Genomic DNA, 18,541 nt, shown 5'->3' with positions numbered 1-18,541 from the left:
AAACCATGTTTTTGGGCGGCCTGTGTCTTTTTTTTAAATTAGCCCGGTGTTGGGGGGGGCGCCCCCCGCGGCCCCCCCCCCGCCCCCCCCCCGGCCCCACGCCGCCTGCACCGCGCCCACCGGCCCCTACCAGCGGCAGTTGGAGAAGCACCTGGACCGGCCGGTGGACGGCCGCCAGTCGGTGGCGGACTGCCAGGCCATCCGCGGCTTCCAGCGCCAGCACGGCATCGCCCGCGCGGACGGCTACGCGGGGCTCGGCACCTACCGGACCCTGGTCGCGGTCCAGGCCCGCGACAACCCCAACGCCGCCGGCCACTGCCCGGTCCGGTCCCACCGGGTGACCTGCGTGGACATGGACCGCCAACTGCTGTGGGTGCAGACCGGCGACCGGGTCGGCTTCGGCCCCGTCCCGGTGCGCACCGGCCGCGACGCGCAGGAGACCCGCCCCGGCTGGCACGAGATCTACCAACGCAGCCGGGACCACGTCTCCACCATCTACGACAACGCCCCCATGCCGTACTCCCAGTTCTTCGACGGCGGCCAGGCCCTCCACGGCCACCCCGGCGACCTCTACGACGGCGGCGGCTCGGCCGGCTGCGTCAACCTCACCGTCGACGACGCGGCCACCCTGTGGGACCTCCTCGACCTCGGCGACAAGGTCTTCGTCTGGGGCACGAAGCCGGGGACGGCCGACTGAGGGACCCCCGCGCGGGGTGGCTTTCTCGCGCGGGAGGCTGTTGTTCGTACCGGGCGGTGCCTTGTACGGGGATGGCCCCTCGCGTGGGGGAGTCCCTTGCGCAGGGCGGTTCTTCGCCGCGGTCCTAGGTCGATGGTCGTATCGGGCCTCGGCCGAATCGGTGATCCGGAGGCTGCTTCCGGTTGGCTAGCCTGGCGAAGCCAACCGAAAGCCAGGGCCCGGCACCCGCCAGGCCCAACCCCAACTCCCCGCCCCCGCCAGCCCGTTCGGGCCCGACGTCATCCGAAGCCATCCGGCGCCATCCGGCATCACCGAGCGGCCGATGCCCGGCCCGTGCGCCGCGGCCCCGGCGCCGCAGAAGTGCTCGCTGTCCGGCGTACGTGCTGCGTACGTGCCGCACGGGGGCGGGGGAGGGGCGTACAGAAAGGCGGCCCACCCGTGATCGTCGTGACCGGTGCCTCCGGAAACGTCGGGCGTTCGCTCGTCTCCCAACTCCTCGCCGAGGGGGCGCCCGTCCGCGCCCTTACGCGTGACCCGAGCCGCGCCGCGCTGCCGGCCGGTGCCGAAGCGGTACGCGCCGACTTCGCCGACCGGGCCGCGCTGCCGGCGCTGTTCGCCGGCGCCACCGGCCTCTTCCTCAACCTGACCGCGGTCCACGAGCAGATCCCCGACCTGCTGGCCGCGGCGACCGCGGCCGGCGTGACGCGCGTGGTGCTGCTCTCCAGCGGGGCCGTCGACGAGGGCGCCGACGAGTCCCATCCGCTCGTTGCCCACCACCTCTTCGCGGAGCGGGCCGTCACGGCCAGCGGCCTCCGGTGGACCCTGCTGCGGCCCAACGCGTTCGCCACCAACTCCTTCCAGTGGGCCGCGCAGGTCCGCGCCGGCGACACCGTGCGCGGCCCGTTCGCCGGGGCCCGCACCGCGCCCATCCACGAGGCGGACATCGCCGCGGTCGCCGTCCGGGCCCTGTTGGACGACGGTCACCACGCCGCCGTCTACCGTCTGACCGGCCCCGAGGCCAGCACCACCAGCGAGCAGATCGCCCTCATCGGCGCGGCCGGCGGCCGGCCCGTGACCTTCACCGAGATCCCCCGCGACGAGGTGGACCACGACCTGTTCCCGCACGTGCCGCCGGGCATGCTGGAGGTGATCCTGGACGCGTTCGCCGCCGCGGTCACCGCCGAACCCGAGGTCACCACCACCGTCGCCGAGATCACCGGCCGCCCGGCCCACACGTTCGCCCGCTGGGCCACGGACCACGTCGCCGACTTCACGGCCCCGACGACCTGACCCCACGACCCGCCCCCACGCCGGTCGGGCCGCATCGCCCGGCCCTCCTGAACTCCCTTGCCGGGCACGTCTGTTGAGGTGCCCTGAGGTCTTCCGCCTGACGCCTGGCGCGCCCCGGCCGTGGCGGCACGACGGGCCGTTGCGTGCAGACCGGCCCGTGCAGATCGGCCCGTGCGGATCGGCCCGTGCGGATCGGCATGTGCGCTCGGCTTGGGGGTCTGCACGTGGGGCCCGACGCGGGGCGCGCAGCGCGTACGACCGGGCGCGTGCGGCTCGGTGTGTACGCGCCGCACCGAGCCGGCCCCGCCCCTACCCGCCCCGGGTCGGGCCGCAGCAGCCCCGCCCCGCGGACGCGTCCCCCACCCGTCGCCGACGTACGAGAAAGCCCCAAGCCCTACCAGATCGCGTCGCCCCCACCCGCCCCGCCCTCCCTCGTACGAGCAGCGGGCTACCCCCTAAAGGGTGGTGTCCAGGGAAGGGGAGCCGCGGGTCCTGGCGGCGCCAGTAGCTTAGGCCAGCCTCAATCCCGCCTCCCTCATTGGAGGGCACATCCGTGCCTGTGCCGGTTGCCGACGCCGACTCGCCCCTCCCGCCCCTGGCCGGCGGCGCCGCGGGTCCGCGCGCGCTGCGCCCGCTCATCGACGCCGTCCTGGACACGCTCGCCACCGGCGCCCGTGACCGCGCCGGCCCGCTGCCGCCCGGTGGGCCGGCGGCCGTCGCCGCGACCGTACGCCGCACCGTCGGCGAGGCCCTGCCGGCCGAAGGCACCGGCGTCGACGAAGCCCTGCGCGCCTTGGTGCATGCCGTCGCCGTCGGCGCGGCCGACCCCGCCGACCCGCACTGCGCCGCCCACCTGCACTGCCCGCCCCTGGCCGTGGCCGTCGCCGCCGACCTCGCGGCCAGCGCGCTCAACCCCTCGCTCGACTCCTGGGACCAGGCCCCGGCCGCCTCCGAACTCGAAGCCCTGACCAGCCGGGCGCTCGCCGAGGTCGTCTACCCGGCGACGCCGAGCGCCGACGCCCTGATCACCACCGGCGGCACCGAGTCCAACCAACTCGCCCTGCTGCTGGCCCGCGAGGCCGCCCGCAGCGGGCCGGCCGGCGCGGTGCGGGCCCCGGTCACCAGGCTCGCCGCCCGGCCGGCGGCCCGTACCGCGGCGGCCCCGCGCGACCTCGCACCGTTCGCCGCTCCCACCGAGCAACTGGCCGAGCTGACCGAGCCCCTGACCGACCGCTTGCCCGATGCCCTGACCGAGCCCCTGACCGACCACTCGGCAGACCACCCCGCCCAGGGCCCGTACCCGCTGCCAGGGCCCCGCCGCCCGCCGGGCTCCCCGCACCTGGGCGCCCACCCGCCCCGCGTCCCCCACGCGCCACCCGCGCTGCGCGTGGTCTGCGGCGAGAACGCGCACCACAGCGTGGTCCGCGCGGCCTGGGTGCTCGGGCTGCCCGACCCGATCGTGGTCGCCACGCCCCACGGCGTGCTCGAACCCGCCGCCGTCGCCGCCGCGCTGGCCGGACTGCCCGCGCACGCCCCCCTGCTGGTCGTGGCCACCGCAGGCACCACCGACAGCGGCGCCATCGACCCGCTGCCCGCACTCGCCGACGTGGCCGCGGCCCACGGCGCCAGGTTCCACGTCGACGCCGCCTACGGCGGGCCGCTGCTGCTCAGCGACGCGCACGCGGCCAAGCTGCGCGGCATCGAACGCGCCCACACCGTCACGCTCGACCTGCACAAACTCGGCTGGCAGCCGGTCGCGGCCGGCCTGCTCGCCGTCCCCGACCGGGCCGACCTGGCCCCACTCGGGCACCGCGCCGACTACCTCAGCGCCGACGACGACACCGAAGCCGGCTTCCCCGACCTGCTCGGCCGCTCCTGGCGCACCACCCGGCGCCCCGACGTCCTCAAGGTCGCCGTCACCCTGCGCGCACTCGGCCGCACCGGCCTGGCCGCCCTCATCGACCGCACCTGCGCCGCGGCCCAGCACCTCGCCGACCTCATCGCGGCCCACCCCGACCTGGAACTGCACTCCCGGCCCACCATCAGCACCGTGCTGTTCCGCCCCGTCGGGGCCGACCCGCCCGCCGTCGCCCGGGCCCGCCGCCGGCTCCTCACCGAGGGCCGGGCCGTACTCGGCCGCGCCGCCCGCCCCGACGGCCTCTGGCTCAAGGCCACCCTGCTCAACCCACACACCCAGCCCAGCGACCTGGAAGCCCTGGTCAAACTCGTGGAAGGCCACCGCACCTGATGAGTACGACCCGCCCCCCACAGCCCGCCCCACCGGCCCCCACCGCCGACGAACCGTACGACCTCGCGGGCATCGGGATCGGCCCCTTCAACCTCTCCCTCGCCGCCCTCGCCTACGGCGTCCCCGGACTGCGCACCGCCTTCTACGAACAACGGCCCGCCTTCCGCTGGCACCCCGGGCTGCTCATCGAGGGCAGCACGCTCCAGGTTCCCTTCCTCGCCGACCTCGTCACCCTCGCCGACCCCACCAGCCCCTGGACCTTCCTGAACTACCTGCACGACCAGGACCGGCTCTTCCCGTTCTACTTCGCCGAGCGGTTCCACGTCAGACGCGCCGAGTACGACGCGTACTGCCGCTGGGTCAGCGAACACTTGCCGGGGCTCTCCTTCAGCCACCACATCGACTCGGTGCGCTGGAACCCCGACCGGGAACTGTTCGAGGTGGACTTCGCGCAACTCGACGCCAACGCCGAAGCGGTCGCGCTCGGCCGGGTCTACGCCCGCCACCTGGCGCTCGGCCTCGGCACCGAGCCCCACGTGCCCGAACCGCTGCGCCCGCTCGCCGACGCCCACGGCGTGCCCGTCCTGCACTCCGCCCACTACCTCGACCACCGCGCCGAACTCCTCGCCGCCGACCACATCACCGTCGTCGGCTCGGGCCAGTCGGGCGCCGAGGTCTTCCTCGACCTGCTGCGCAGGCGCCCCGCCGGGCGCGAAGGGCTGCACTGGCTCACCCGCACCGCTGCCTTCGCGCCCATGGAGTACAGCAAGCTCGGCCTGGAACAGTTCACGCCCGACCACACCCGCTACTTCCACGGCCTGGACGAGCCCACCCGCGACGCGCTGCTGCCCCGGCAGTGGCAGCTCTACAAGGGCATCGACCAGGAGACCATCGGCGCCATCCACGACGAGCTCTACGACCGCACCCTGGACGGCGGCTGGCCGGACGCGGTGCTCACCCCCGGCGTGCGGGTGCGCACCGCGGGCCGGGTCGGCACCTCCACCATCGAACTGCACGTCGAGCACGAGTACCAGCACACCCGCAGCCGGCTCTCCACCCACGCCGTGGTGCTGGCCACCGGCTACCGCGAGCGCGCCACCGACACCCTGCTCGCCGACCTGGAGCCGCAGCTCCGGCGAGACGGCTCGGGACGCCCGCTCGTCGACGAAAAGCAGCGCCTGGTCCTCGATCCCGCCATCACGGGCTCGGTCTACGTCCAGAACGCCGAGCGCCACACCCACGGCGTCGGCGCCCCCGACCTCGGGCTCGCCGCCTGGCGCGGCGCCGTCATCCTCAACTCAGTCACAGGTCGCATGGCGTTCCCGCTGCCGCGCCGCACCGCCTTCACCACCTTCGGGCTCGACCCCACCACCTGCGGCCACCGCGGCGGCAAGCTCTCCGATCAGCGCGACCGTCACTCCGTCGCGCGGACATGACCACACCGCCTGGCCGTGGCGGACCGTCGGAGCGAGCGGATGCGCGTTGGGGTGGGCGGGACACTCGGGCCACACCGCCGGCTTCAACGCCGCGCACAGCGCCTCGACCGCCCACTCCTGCACCTGGTCCGCGAGCTCCGCGACCTGCTGCGCCCGCGGCTGCCCCAGCATCGTGGAGATGCCCATCCCGGACCCGTCCGGCTCGTACAGCATGACCCCGGCGACACCCCCCACGCCGGCGAGCTCCTGGGCCCAGGCATCCTCGGCAAAGCGCGGCCGAACGGCGCAGGAAGCAGACAGATCCCGGCGTACGGCTTCGAACGCGGCAGCGAACTCCTCATTCATCCTTTCATTGTGCTAAGCGATGGCCGCTGGACACCGGCAATACGGACGCCCTTTAACGGTTGTTGACGCCCTTTAACGGATCCTGAATGTGGCACCTCGCCCCGGCATGTGCCAGCGGCTCCGGCCGAACACCCGGACGGGCCTGCCAGCAGCCGTCGGTCCCGGCCAGCCATCGGTCCCGGCTGGCCACCGGCACCGACGGCACATCGGCCCGGCCGGCCACCGACCCCGGCCGGGGCGACGCGCGCGGCCACGGGCTCAGCGGCAGCAGGGGCACTGCCGGTAGGGCCGGTGCTCAAGCGGCGAGTAGAAGACCGGCGTGCCCGCCCGGGTGAGCTGCCAGTCCTGCGTCGCGAACTGCTCCGGGTCGATCGTCCCCCTGGCCCGCACCCAGGCGATGATCGTGTTCCGGATCTCCTCCGACGAGGACCACACCTGCCGCGCGGACGCCACGTGCGGGAAGTTGCCGCCCCCGCCGGCCCGGTAGTTGTTCACCGCCAGCACGAACTGCGCGTCATCGGCCACCGGCTTCCCCGCACGGCTCAGCTTCGTGATCCGCCGGCCGGGCTCCTGGGCGATGTCGATCTCGTAGGTCAGGCCGCTGACCGCGTCGTAGTTGTAGTCCGGCGTGCCGCCCGCATTGGTGAGCTTCGCCGGGTCCACGCCGCCGCCGGGCGCGGTGCGCACGTAGTACCGCGCCGAGAACTCCAGGTACTCCCGCACCTGCGCCCCCGTCAGCAACCGCGCCTCAAGGGTGTTGTCGAACGGGTAGAGCCCGGCCACCTCCCGGATGGTGACGTCGCCGACGGGCACCACCGCCGTCCGCGAGAAGCACGACGCCTGCGAGAGCACCGGCAGCCCCTCGTGCGCCGTGCCCACCAGCGCGGCGCGCACCGTCTCGCTCTGCACGTGGTTGATGAAGTCGATGATCGGCACGTCCTTGTACGGCGCCTCGTCCGCCGCCATCCGCCGCGCCGAGGTGCCGATCACCTGGTTGACGTACGCCGTGACCTTGCGGTGCTCACCGGTGAGCAGCCCGACCACCTCGGGGTCCTCGGCCACCGTGTTGGAGTTCAGCACCCGGGCGGAGACCGAGTCCACCCGCCAGCGGCCCCGCTCCCAGACCAGCCCGAAGTCGAACCTGGTCAGCCGCTGCCCCCACTTCAGCGGCTCGGACAGCACCACCTCACGGCCGGTGCGTTCGTTCTTCACCCGGTACTCGGGGATCTCCGCGTGCGCGTGCCCCACCAGGATCGCGTCGATCCCCGGCACCTGCTGCGCCACCAGGGCCGCGGCGTTCTCCACGTGCGGGAGCTGGTCCCCGTACGAGGAGGTCCCGCTGGTCCCCGAGTGCGCCGCGACCACCACCACGTCGGCGCCCATCGACCGCAGCCGCGGCACGTACCGCGCCGCCTGCTCCACCAGACCGGGGAAGGTCAGCTTCCCCTGCACGTGCGCCTTGTCCCACAGCGCGATCCCCGGATTGGTCAGCCCGAGCACCGCGACCCGCACCGGCCGCCCGTGCGGCACGGGCAGCCGGGCCATCCAGTACGGGGCGAACGCCGGCCGGGCCGTCCGCGCGTCGAGCGCGTTCGCGGCCAGCAGCGGGAAGTCGCACTGCTCGGCGAACTTGCGCAGCACCGGCACGCCGTAGTTGAACTCGTGGTTGCCGAGCGCCGCCGCGTCGTACCCGATCGCGTTCATCGCCCGCGCCATCGGGTGCACCGGGGCGCCGGGGCCGGTGATGGGATCGACCTTGGCGTAGTAGTAGGAGAGCTGCGTCCCCTGGATCGTGTCGCCCGCGTCGATCAGCAGCGTGTTCGCGCGCCCCCGCTCCGCGCGGACCTGCCGCACCAGCGTGGCGATCTTCGCCAGGCCCACGTCGTTGTGGTCCTTGTCGTCGAACTCCGCGTCGGTGAAGTAGTCCCAGTTGAAGACGTTGCCGTGCAGGTCGGTGGTGCCGAGCACGGTGAACTCATGCCGCTTGCCCGGCCGGCCGCCACCGCGGCCCGAGGTGCCGGCGGCTGCGCCGGTCGCCGTGCCGGCCAGGGCCACGGCGGCCCCCGTCGCTGCCGAACGTCCGAGGAACCTTCTGCGGTCCAATGCCATGCTGATCTCTCCAGGCGAGGGTACGGAGCGCGCCCGCCACCGCGGGGCACGCGGGTCTGTCCAGGTGAGCCGGCCCGGCGACGCCGGACGGGTTCTGACGACATGACTACCTGATGCCGCGGGCCGGCTGCGAGAGTGGCCCTCATGACCACCACCACACCCCTGTCCTACGGCACGCCCGAGACCCCCCGCGTCGCGGTGCGCGGCGAGGCCCGGCTTGAGGTCGAGCCCGAGATCGCCCGCGTCGGCATCACCGTCAGCGCCCGCGGCACCGACCGCCGCGGCGCCCTCGACCACCTCACCCGCCGCAACAACCAGGTGCTCGACCTCGTCAGGTCCTACGGCGACGCCGTCGAGGAGTTGGAGACCGGGGCGTTCAGCATCACTCCCCAACTCACCGACAAGGGCCGCCACGAGCGGGTCCGCGCCTACCACGGCCGGGTCTACCTCACCGCGACGCTCACCGACTTCAGCGCGCTCGGGGAACTGACCACCCGACTCGCCGACCTCGAACTCACCAGCGTCGACGGCCCCTGGTGGGCGCTGCGCCCCGATTCGCCCGCGCACCGCGAGGCCCGCCAGCAGGCCGTGCGCGAGGCGGTCAAGCGGGCCCGCGAGTACGCCCAGGCTTTGGGAGCCGAACTCGACGCCCTCGTCGAACTCGCCGACATCGGCGCCGAAAACGCACCCTTGCCGGCGCCGGCCTCCACCCTGCGCGCGGCGGCCCCCGGCTACGGCGGCGCGCTGGACGCGCCCCCCGCGCTCGACCTCGAACCCCGTCGGCAGACCGTATACGCGCACGTCAACGCGCGGTTCACGATGACGCGTCCCGCACTGTGAGAAGAACGCCAGCGGCCCCGAAAAAACGCTCATCGGAGCGGACTCGCGCACGTTTCATTAGTTGTCAAGAGCCTTTCATGCAAAGGTCGTTGGGCTGTAGGGAGTTCACGGTTCTCTACCCGCTGGTAAGTCATAGGCTCGACCCATGCGCCGAGCAAAAATCGTCTGCACCCTGGGCCCAGCCACCGACTCGTATGAGCAGATCAAGAGGCTCATCGAGGCCGGCATGGACGTCGCCCGCTTCAACCTCAGCCACGGCTCGTACGTGGAACACGAGGAGCGTTACCAGCGGGTGCGCCAAGCCTCCAAGGAGACCGGCCGCAGCGTCGGTGTCCTCGCCGACCTTCAAGGCCCGAAGATTCGCCTCGGCCGTTTCCGCGAGGGACCCGTACTCCTTGAACGCGGCGATGAGTTCACCATCACGGTCGAGGACATCGAGGGCGACCGCAACTGCTGCGGCACCACCTACGAGGGCCTGGCCGGCGACGTCACGCGCGGTGAGCGCATCCTCGTCGACGACGGCCGCGTCACCCTGGAGGTGACCTCGGTCGAAGGGCCGCGGGTGCACACCACGGTCATCGAGGGCGGCATGGTCTCCGACCACAAGGGCCTCAACCTGCCGGGCGTTGCCGTCTCGGTGCCCGCGCTCTCCGGCAAGGACGTCGAGGACCTGCGCTGGGCGCTGCGCATCGGCGCCGACGTCATCGCGCTCTCCTTCGTCCGCAACGCCGACGACGCCCGCGACGTGCACCGCATCATGGCCGAGGAGGGCCGCCGGCTCCCGCTGATCGCCAAGGTCGAGAAGCCGCAGGCGGTGGAGAACCTGGCGGCCATCGTGGACGCCTTCGACGGGATCATGGTGGCCCGCGGCGACCTCGGCGTGGAAATGCCGCTCGAAGCCGTCCCGATGGTGCAGAAGCGCGCCGTCAAGCTGGCCAAGCGCAACGCCAAGCCGGTGATCGTGGCGACCCAGATGCTCGACTCGATGATCGACGCCTCCCGGCCGACCCGCGCCGAGGCGTCCGACGTGGCCAACGCGGTCATGGACGGCACCGACGCGGTGATGCTCTCGGGCGAGACCAGTGTCGGCAAGTACCCGATCGAGACGGTCAAGACGATGGGCCGGATCGTGGTGGCGGCCGAAGAGGACATGCTGGCCAAGGGCCTGCCGCCGCTGACGGAGAGCAGTAAGCCGCGCACCCAGGCCGGAGCAGTCGCGCGCGCGGCTGCGGAGATGGGCGACTTCCTCGGCGCCAAGTTCCTCGTCGCCTTCACCCAGTCCGGCGACACCGTCCGCCGCCTCTCGCGCTACCGCTCGCCGATCCCGGTCCTCGCCTTCACCCCGGACCCGGACACCTACGCCCAGCTCAACCTGACCTGGGGCGTCGAGACCTTCCTCGGCCCGCGCGTGGAGTCGACCGACGCCATGGTCGCCCAGGTCGACGAGGAACTGTTGCGCATCGGCCGCTGCCAGAAGGGCGATGTGGTGGTGATCACCGCCGGCTCGCCCCCCGGCGTCCCCGGCTCCACCAACCTGGTCCGCGTCCACCGCATCGGCGACGACCCGGTCCAGTAGCGCGGCCCACCCGGTCCAGTAGCGGCCCGGCAGCACTACCGCACGACGACGATCCGCTCAGCGGGCCGATTCTTCGGTCCGCTGGGCCTGTGCGTGCATTTCCGGTACGAGAATTCCCTGGCCGCTTTCGCCGGGCCCGACTTTCGGCGCTCATATCGTCCCGCGAGCCGGCCGTGAGCCGAAAGCGGGACCGGTGGGAAAGCGCGGTACGCAGCGCCGGCGCAGGAATCGGGCCAGGCCCTGCCGGCCGCCCGAAAGCGGTCCCTCGCTGGTCCGCCGGCCGTCGACCGGCGAGAGGGGAATGGTCCGGGGTTCAACCCCGACATTCCCGGAAGGAAAGAAAGCCCACCGAACGGTGGGCTACCTGGGAAGTAAAGAGAAAGTGCCCTGGGTGGGATTCGAACCCACACTGAATACTGTTTGAGAGTATCGTCTCTGCCATTGGACTACCAGGGCCGGCCTCAGAAACAGAGGTTAGCGGAAAGACGCTGTGCGTCAAACATACAGGAGCTAGGTAGGCTCGTGGGGCACCACCTGCCTGATTCGAGGAGTCCCGTGAGCGACGTCGAGCCCGAGCCCGTCAATGAGCAGCAGTCGCACATCCCGCCGTTGACCACCCGCGTCGTCATCGCCGAGGACGAGGCCCTGATCCGCCTCGATCTGAAAGAAATGCTCGAAGAAGAGGGGTACTCCGTCGTCGGCGAGGCGGGGGACGGCCAGCGGGCCGTCGAACTCGCCCGCGAGCACCGGCCCGACCTCGTCATCCTCGACGTCAAGATGCCGATCCTGGACGGCATCTCGGCGGCCGAGCAGATCGCCGCTGACAGCATCGCCCCGGTCCTGATGCTGACCGCCTTCTCCCAGCGCGAACTGGTGGAGCGGGCCCGCGACGCCGGCGCGATGGCCTATCTGGTCAAGCCGTTCAGCAAGAGCGACGTGGTGCCGGCCATCGAGATGGCCGTCTCCCGCTTCACCGAGTTGAAGGCGCTGGAGAAGGAGGTCGCCGACCTCTCCCAGCGGCTGGAGACGCGCAAGCTGGTCGACCGTGCCAAGAGCGTGTTGCAGACGCAGTACGGGCTGACCGAGCCCGCCGCGTTCCGCTGGATCCAGAAGACGTCGATGGACCGTCGGCTGTCCATGCAGCAGGTCGCCGAGGCGGTCATCGAGGACGCGGCCGAGAAGGCCGCGGAGAAGAAGGCGGCCAAGAGCGCCAAGGAGTCCTGACCCGGCCGGGCCGGCGCCCACCGCAGCCGCCCGCCCAGATGTGGAAGCGGGGCCCGTCCAAGGGTTGGACGGGCCCCGTTCCGTACGCCCGCGTTGCGGCGCGCTCCGAACGACGGGCCGGGGCCGCGTGGGGACCGCCCTGCCTCGTGTGGGGACGGTTCTGTGTTCGTGTGGGGGTGGTCCTGGGCTCGGGAGGTGCGGGGCGCGGGGTTGCCGGGCGTGAGAGGTGCTGGGTTGCCGGGGGCGGGAGGTGCTGGGCGCTGCGCCCGGGCCCGTCGGCGGCTCAGCCGGCGGCCGGGGCGCTGCCAGTCGAGGCGTCGGTGGTCGGAGCGTCGGACGCCGGGGCGTTCTCGACCTCGCGCAGCAGGCACGTCAGCCGCGCGGTGCACACCCTGCGGTCCTGCTCGTCGGTGATGACGATCTCGTACGTGGCGGTCGACCGGCCCCGGTGCAGCGGCGTGGCCACGCCCGTGACCAGGCCGGAGCGCGCCCCCCGGTGGTGAGTGCAGTTGAGGTCGACGCCGACGGCGACCTTGTGCGGGCCGCCGTGCAACATCGCGCCCACCGAACCGAGCGTCTCGGCCAGCACGGCCGACGCGCCCCCGTGCAACAGCCCGTACGGCTGGGTGTTGCCCTCCACCGGGAGCGTGCCCACGACGCGCTCCGGCGCCGCCTCCACGATGTGCAACCCCATGCGCTGGCCGAGGTGGCCCGCGGAGAACAGGGCGCGGAGGTCGACCCCGAGCCCCGCGTACTCGTCGATGATCTCCTGCGGGAACGTGGTGGTGGTCTGCTCGCCCATGGTCTCCGGCTCCGATCCGCGGCTCTTCGTCCGATGCATCCCGACACGCGCTGCTGGATGCTGGGTCTTACCTATCAGCTCACCGAACGAACGCTCATACGGGGGCGTCTGTTCCAGGCGGACCACCACGGACTTGCTCGCCGGAGTGTTGCTGGTGTCGGCCGTCGCGTCCAGTGGCACCAGCACATTGGTCTCCGGGTAGTACGCCGCGGCACAGCCCCGGGCCGTCGGGTAGTGCACGACGCGGAACCCGTCCGCCCGGCGCTCCACGCCGTCCCGCCACTCGCTGACCAGATCGACGTACGAGCCGTCCGCAAGACCCCGCTCCCGGGCGTCTTCCGGGTGGACGAGGACGACGCGGCGACCGTTCTTGATGCCGCGGTAGCGGTCGTCCAGCCCGTAGATCGTGGTGTTGTATTGGTCGTGCGAGCGCAGCGTCTGGAGCAGCAGCCGGCCCTTGGGCAGGTGCGGGAACTCCACCGGCGCCGCGGTGAAGTTGGCCTTGCCGGTGGCGGTGGGGAAACGGCGCTCGTCGCGCGGCCCGTGCGGCAGCGCGAACCCGCCGGGCCTGCTCACCCGCGCGTTGAAGTCCTCGAACCCCGGGATGACCCGGGCAATCCGGTCCCGCACCCGCCCGTAGTCGCGCTCGAACTCCTCCCAGGGCGTACGGCTGCGCTCGCCCAGCACCCGCCGCGCCAGCCGGCAGACGATCGCCGGCTCGGAGAGCAACTGCGCACTGGCCGGCTCCAGCCGCCCCCGAGAGGCGTGCACCATGCCCATCGAGTCCTCGACCGTGACGAACTGGTCGCCACCGGCCTGCGTATCGCGCTCGGTGCGCCCGAGGGTGGGCAGGATCAGGGCCCGCGCGCCGGTGACCGCGTGCGAGCGGTTGAGCTTGGTCGAGACGTGCACGGTCAGCCGGGCCCGGCGCATCGCGGCCTCGGTGACCTCGGTGTCCGGCGTGGCGGCCACGAAGTTGCCGCCCATGGCGAAGAACACCTTCGCCTGCCCGTCACGCAGCGCGCGGATGGCCCGCACCACGTCGAGCCCGTGCTCGCGCGGCGGCGCGAAGTCGAACTCCCGCTGGAGCGCGTCCAGGAACTCCGGCGCCGGCCGCTCGAAGATGCCCATGGTGCGGTCGCCCTGCACGTTGCTGTGCCCGCGCACCGGGCAGACGCCGGCCCCGGGGCGCCCCACGTTGCCCCGCAGCAGCAGGAAGTTGACGACCTCCCTGATGGTGGGCACCGAGTGCTTGTGCTGGGTGAGCCCCATCGCCCAGCACACGATGGTGCGCCGGGAGGCGAGGACCATCTCCAGCGCCCGCTCGATGTCGGCGCGGGCCAACCCCGTGGCGCGCAGCGTCTGCTCCCAGTCCGTCTCGCGCGCGGCGGCGGCGAACTCGGCGAAGCCGTGCGTGTGCTCGCGTACGAACTCCTCGTCGACGGCGCCGTCCGTCTCCAGCACCAGCCGGTTCAACAGCCGGAAGAGCGCCTGGTCGCCGCCCAGCCTGACCTGGAGGAACAGATCGGTCAGCGGGGTGCCCCCGCGCGCGAGGCCGCGCGCGGTCTGCGGGTTCTTGAACCGCTCAAGGCCCGCCTCGGGCAGCGGGTTGACAGTGATGATGCGCGCGCCGTTCGCCTTGGCCTTCTCCAGGGCGGTCAGCATCCGCGGGTGGTTGGTGCCCGGGTTCTGACCGGCGACGATGATCAGGTCGGCCTGGTAGAGGTCGTCGAGCAGCACGCTGCCCTTGCCGACGCCGAGCGTCTCGGTGAGGGCCGAACCGGACGACTCGTGGCACATGTTGGAGCAGTCAGGCAGGTTGTTGGTGCCGAACTCGCGGGCGAAGAGCTGATAGAGGAAGGCGGCCTCGTTGCTGGTGCGGCCCGAGGTGTAGAACACCGCCTCGTCGGGCGAACCCAGCGCCCCCAACTCCTCCGCGATCAGCGCGAACGCCCGGTCCCAGGTGATCGGCTCGTACCGCTCGGCACCCTCGTCGAGCAGCATCGGGCTGGTCAGCCGGCCCTGCTGGCCCAGCCAGTACCCGCTGCGGGCGGCGAGGTCGGCCACCGGGTGCGCGGCGAAGAACTCCGGCGTGACCCGGCGCAGCGTGGCCTCCTCGGCCACCGCCTTCGCGCCGTTCTCGCAGAACTCCGCCGCATGCCGCTTGTCCGGCTCGGGCCAGGCACAGCCCGGGCAGTCGAAGCCGTCCTTCTGGTTGACCCTGAGCAGGGTGAGCGCGGTGCGCCGCACGCCCATCTGCCGCTGCGCGTGCCGCAGCGAGTGCGCGACGGCGGGCAGCCCGGCCGCGGCCTGCTGCGGCGGACCCACCTCGGGCGCGTCCTGTACCGGGTCACCTGCGGGCGGCTTGGCTGCCATGGCGCTCCCCTTTGCCTCTGTCGTGTCTCTGCGCGATCGGTCGTGACGGGCGTGCTGACGTGGCGCGGTGCCCGGCCGGTGGGGCCCGGCCCGCCCCGCTGCCGGCTACGGTTCACGGCCCGACCTGCGAGGGGCCGGACCGGGTGACCGGTGTGGTACCGGTACGGGTAAATCCTGTCACGGGGCACTGACAGTGGCCCCGGCGCCCGCCCCGCGTCCTTGCGCCACGCCTCCGGCGCCCGCTCTGCACCGCAGGCACCCTGCCCACGGCCTTGGCACCCGCCCCGCATCCCTGGCACGGCCCGGCACCCGCCGCGCACCTCTGCCGCATGGCCCCGGCGCCCGCCTTACGCCCCTGACACCCCCTGGCACCCCTGGCACCTCTGTCCAGGGCCGCGGGCCACGCCCAGCACCCGCCGCGGGCCGCGGCCCGGTGGCTCGGTGGCTCGGGATTGTCAGTGGGGCGTGGCAGGATCGGGGACGTGGCAGAGAAAGCATCGAAGACGACAGCAGCGCAGCCCTCCAGCGAGCCGGCCGAGCAGCCACGCCTGCTCCTGCTCGACGGGCATTCCCTGGCCTACCGGGCGTTCTTCGCCCTGCCCGCGGAGAACTTCAGTACGGCGACGGGCCAGACGACCAACGCGATCTACGGCTTCGCCTCGATGCTGGCGAACACCCTCCGTGACGAGCAGCCCACGCACCTGGCGGTCGCCTTCGACGTCTCGCGCAAGACCTGGCGCTCCGAGGAGTTCCCGGAGTACAAGGCGACCCGTTCCAAGACCCCGGACGAGTTCAAGGGGCAGGTGGAGCTGATCGGGGAGCTGCTGGACGCGATGAGCGTGCGGCGCTTCGCCATCGACGGCTTCGAGGCGGACGACGTGATCGCCACGCTGGCCACCCGCGCCGAGGCCGAGGGCTTCCAGGTCTCGATCGTCACCGGCGACCGCGACTCCTTCCAGCTCATCACCGACCGGGTGACGGTGCTCTACCCGACCAAGGGCGTCTCCGAGCTGACCCGGTTCACCCCCGAGAAGGTGCAGGAGAAGTACGGCCTCTCGCCCGCGCAGTACCCGGACTTCGCGGCGCTGCGCGGCGACCCGTCGGACAACCTCCCCGGCATCCCCGGCGTCGGCGAGAAGACCGCAGCGAAGTGGATCAACCAGTTCGGTTCCTTCGACCAGTTGGTCGAGCGGGCCGACGAGGTCAAGGGCAAGGCCGGACAGAACTTCCGCGACCACCTGGAGTCGGTCAAGCTCAACCGCCGGCTGACCGAGATGGTCCGCGACGTGGAGCTCGACGGCGGCCCGGCCGACCTGCTGCGGGCGCCGTACGACCGGCAGGCGCTGACGGTCGTGCTCGACGCCCTGGAGTTCCGCCACCAGAACTTCCGGGAGCGGCTGCTGGCCGCAGACCCCGGCGCTGCCGAGGAGACGGTGGCTCCCGCGGCGGGCGTCGCGGTGGACGGCGTGGCGCTGGGCGCGGACGAGCTGGCGCCCTGGCTCACCGAGCACGGCGGCGCGCCGCTCGGCGTGGCGACCGTCGACGCGTGGGCGCTCGGCAGCGGCAGCGTGAGCGAGGTCGCGCTGGCGACCGCGGCCGGCCCCGCCGCCTGGTTCGACCCCACCCAGTTGACCGAGGCCGACGAGCAGGCGTTCGCCGGCTGGATCGCCGACCCGCAGCGGCCCAAGGTCATGCACGACGCCAAGGGTGCCATGCGGGTCTTCGCCGAGCACGGCTGGACCATCGCCGGCGTGCAGATGGACACCGCGCTCGCGGCGTACCTGGTCAAGCCCGGCCGCCGGTCCTTCGCCCTGGACGCGCTGTCGGTGGAGTACCTGGGCCGTGAGCTGGCCCCGGCCGCTGCCGACAGCGGGCAGCTCGCCTTCGGCGCCGACGAGCAGGCCGAGCAGGACGCGTTGATGACCCAGGCCCGTGCGGTGGTGGACCTCGGCGAAGCGTTCGGCGGCCGGCTCGCCGAGGTGGGCGCTGCCGAGCTGCTGCACGAGGTGGAGCTGCCCACGTCGGAGCTGCTGGCCCGGCTGGAGCGGGCCGGCATCGCCGCCGACCGCGGCTGGCTGGAGAACATGGAGCAGCAGTTCGCCGCCGCCGTCCAGCAGGCGGTGCAGGAGGCGCACGCCGCGGTCGGCCACGAGTTCAACCTCGGCTCGCCCAAGCAGTTGCAGGAGGTCCTGTTCGGCGAACTCGGCCTGCCCAAGACGAAGAAGACCAAGACCGGTTACACCACCGACGCCGATGCGCTGGCCTGGCTCGCCGGGCAGACCGAGCACGAGCTGCCGGTCATCATGCTGCGCCACCGCGAGCAGGCCCGACTGCGCTCCACCGTCGAGGGCCTGATCAAGACCGTCGCCCCCGACGGCCGCATCCACACCACCTTCAACCAGACCGTGGCGGCCACCGGCCGGCTCTCCTCCACCGACCCGAACCTCCAGAACATCCCGGTGCGCACCGACGAGGGGCGCGCCATCCGCCGCGGCTTCGTCGTCGGCGAGGGGTACGAGTCGTTGATGACCGCCGACTACAGCCAGATCGAACTGCGGGTGATGGCCCACCTCTCCGAGGACGCGGGCTTGATCGAGGCGTTCACCTCCGGCGAGGACCTGCACACCACGGTCGCCTCCCAGGTCTTCGGCGTGGCCAAGTCCGAGGTGGACCCGGAGATGCGCCGCAAGATCAAGGCGATGTCGTACGGACTGGCCTACGGGCTCTCCGCCTTCGGCCTGTCCCAGCAGCTCAACATCGCCCCCGACGAGGCGCGGAAGCTGATGGACACCTTCTTCGAGCGGTTCGGCGGGGTGCGGGACTATCTCCAGCGCGTGGTGGAGGAGGCGCGCGCCACCGGTTACACCCAGACCATGCTGGGCCGCCGGCGCTACCTGCCGGACCTCAACAGCGACAACCGGCAGCGGCGCGAGATGGCCGAGCGGATGGCGCTCAACGCGCCGATCCAGGGCACCGCGGCCGACATCGTCAAGATCGCCATGCTGCGGGTGGACCGCGAGCTCCGGAAGGAGGAGCTGACTTCCCGGATGCTCCTCCAGGTGCATGACGAAATCGTGTTGGAGATCGCGCCGGGGGAGCGGGACCGGGTGGAGGAGCTGGTGCGCCGCGAGATGGCCGGCGCGGTGCAGCTCGATGCCCCCCTCGACGTCTCCGTCGGCGCCGGCCGCGACTGGGAGTCGGCCGCGCACTGACCCGCGGGGCCACGGACCTTGGGCAAGCGGGTGCCTTGGGCGGCCGGTGTCTCAGTCGGCAGGTCTCGGGTGGCGGGTCTCGGGCGGGCCGGGGTCTCGGGCGGCAGTCCTCGGGTGGCCGGGGTCTTGGGCGGCCGGGGTCTTGGGCGGTAGCCCTTGGGCGGCGGGGCGCACCGAACAGGCGCTGTCCCGCCGCTCCCGCCCGCTCAAGGTCCGCGGGGCCCTGCCGGTCGGGCACCCCGGAATCGCCACGGATTCCACGGAATCTTCGCGACACACGAATCCGTACGAGATCGTCGCGGGGGGGGGCGCCCCCCCCCCCCCCCCCGGCCCAGGCGCCCCCCCCCCCCCCCCCCGCGTTTGGGGTGCGGGGGCCCCCCCCACCC

At 72.6% G+C, this 18,541-nt stretch carries 11 protein-coding genes, 1 tRNA gene and 1 pseudogene; 9 read left to right on the top strand and 4 right to left on the bottom strand.

Going from position 1 to position 18,541, the window contains the following annotated elements; all coding sequences use genetic code 11:
• The first annotated feature begins 46 nt into the window (after positions 1-46).
• The 4 genes from AAHZ94_RS10755 to AAHZ94_RS10740 all read left to right on the top strand — a co-directional run bounded on the left by AAHZ94_RS10755 (position 47) and on the right by AAHZ94_RS10740 (position 5,671).
• On the top strand, positions 47-697 hold the full coding sequence (locus AAHZ94_RS10755; protein WP_349992503.1) for a L,D-transpeptidase family protein: 651 nt from the start codon (positions 47-49) through the stop codon (positions 695-697).
• Positions 698-1,135: 438 nt separating this feature from the next.
• Entirely contained in the window at positions 1,136-1,987 is an 852-nt protein-coding gene (locus AAHZ94_RS10750) for an NAD(P)H-binding protein (RefSeq protein ID WP_349992502.1), read from the top strand.
• Positions 1,988-2,540: 553 nt separating this feature from the next.
• On the top strand, positions 2,541-4,235 hold the full coding sequence (locus AAHZ94_RS10745; RefSeq protein ID WP_502964638.1) for a pyridoxal phosphate-dependent decarboxylase family protein: 1,695 nt from the start codon (positions 2,541-2,543) through the stop codon (positions 4,233-4,235).
• The gene (locus AAHZ94_RS10740) at positions 4,235-5,671 is read left to right on the top strand and encodes a lysine N(6)-hydroxylase/L-ornithine N(5)-oxygenase family protein (protein ID WP_349992501.1); all 1,437 of its coding nucleotides are present in this window, start codon (positions 4,235-4,237) and stop codon (positions 5,669-5,671) included. Before AAHZ94_RS10745 ends, AAHZ94_RS10740 begins: the two co-directional genes overlap by 1 nt.
• A 603-nt stretch (positions 5,672-6,274) precedes the next feature.
• Here the strand turns inward: AAHZ94_RS10740 and AAHZ94_RS10735 are convergent.
• Positions 6,275-8,125: a bifunctional metallophosphatase/5'-nucleotidase gene (locus AAHZ94_RS10735; protein ID WP_349992500.1), complete on the bottom strand. Its 1,851-nt coding sequence runs from the start codon at positions 8,123-8,125 to the stop codon at positions 6,275-6,277.
• A gap of 144 nt (positions 8,126-8,269) precedes the next feature.
• Between AAHZ94_RS10735 and AAHZ94_RS10730 the strand changes: the two genes are divergently transcribed.
• The gene (locus tag AAHZ94_RS10730; protein ID WP_349992499.1) at positions 8,270-8,965 is read left to right on the top strand and encodes an SIMPL domain-containing protein; all 696 of its coding nucleotides are present in this window, start codon (positions 8,270-8,272) and stop codon (positions 8,963-8,965) included.
• Positions 8,966-9,110: 145 nt separating this feature from the next.
• Positions 9,111-10,541, top strand: coding sequence for a pyruvate kinase (gene pyk / locus AAHZ94_RS10725; RefSeq protein WP_349992497.1), 1,431 nt, complete (start codon positions 9,111-9,113; stop codon positions 10,539-10,541).
• Positions 10,542-10,924: 383 nt separating this feature from the next.
• Here the strand turns inward: pyk and AAHZ94_RS10720 are convergent.
• Positions 10,925-10,997 (bottom strand) — tRNA-Leu (locus AAHZ94_RS10720).
• A gap of 99 nt (positions 10,998-11,096) precedes the next feature.
• Between AAHZ94_RS10720 and AAHZ94_RS10715 the strand changes: the two genes are divergently transcribed.
• The gene (locus AAHZ94_RS10715) at positions 11,097-11,765 is read left to right on the top strand and encodes an ANTAR domain-containing response regulator (protein ID WP_349992496.1); all 669 of its coding nucleotides are present in this window, start codon (positions 11,097-11,099) and stop codon (positions 11,763-11,765) included.
• Between the two features lie 283 nt (positions 11,766-12,048).
• Here AAHZ94_RS10715 and AAHZ94_RS10710 read toward each other — a convergent pair whose 3' ends face one another.
• Both AAHZ94_RS10710 and AAHZ94_RS10705 read right to left on the bottom strand, forming a co-directional pair.
• Positions 12,049-12,459: a PaaI family thioesterase gene (locus AAHZ94_RS10710; protein ID WP_349992504.1), complete on the bottom strand. Its 411-nt coding sequence runs from the start codon at positions 12,457-12,459 to the stop codon at positions 12,049-12,051.
• 213 nt (positions 12,460-12,672) lie between these two features.
• A pseudogene (locus tag AAHZ94_RS10705) lies at positions 12,673-14,943 on the bottom strand (FdhF/YdeP family oxidoreductase); the annotation flags it as partial.
• A gap of 482 nt (positions 14,944-15,425) precedes the next feature.
• On the opposite strand from AAHZ94_RS10705, the gene polA reads away from it, so the two are divergent.
• Both polA and AAHZ94_RS10695 read left to right on the top strand, forming a co-directional pair.
• Complete coding sequence (gene polA, locus AAHZ94_RS10700; RefSeq protein ID WP_349992495.1) at positions 15,426-18,155, top strand: DNA polymerase I; 2,730 nt, start codon at positions 15,426-15,428, stop codon at positions 18,153-18,155.
• A 142-nt stretch (positions 18,156-18,297) separates the two neighbouring features.
• Positions 18,298-18,541, top strand: a 244-nt coding sequence (locus tag AAHZ94_RS10695; RefSeq protein ID WP_349992493.1) for a hypothetical protein, incomplete at its 3' end; no start/stop codon positions are given.

The organism is Streptomyces sp. HSW2009, assembly GCF_040240285.1.
Taxonomy (GTDB): Bacteria; Actinomycetota; Actinomycetes; order Streptomycetales; family Streptomycetaceae; genus Streptomyces.
Note: the sequence above shows the minus strand (reverse complement) of the source record. Positions and strands in the feature narration are given on the sequence as shown.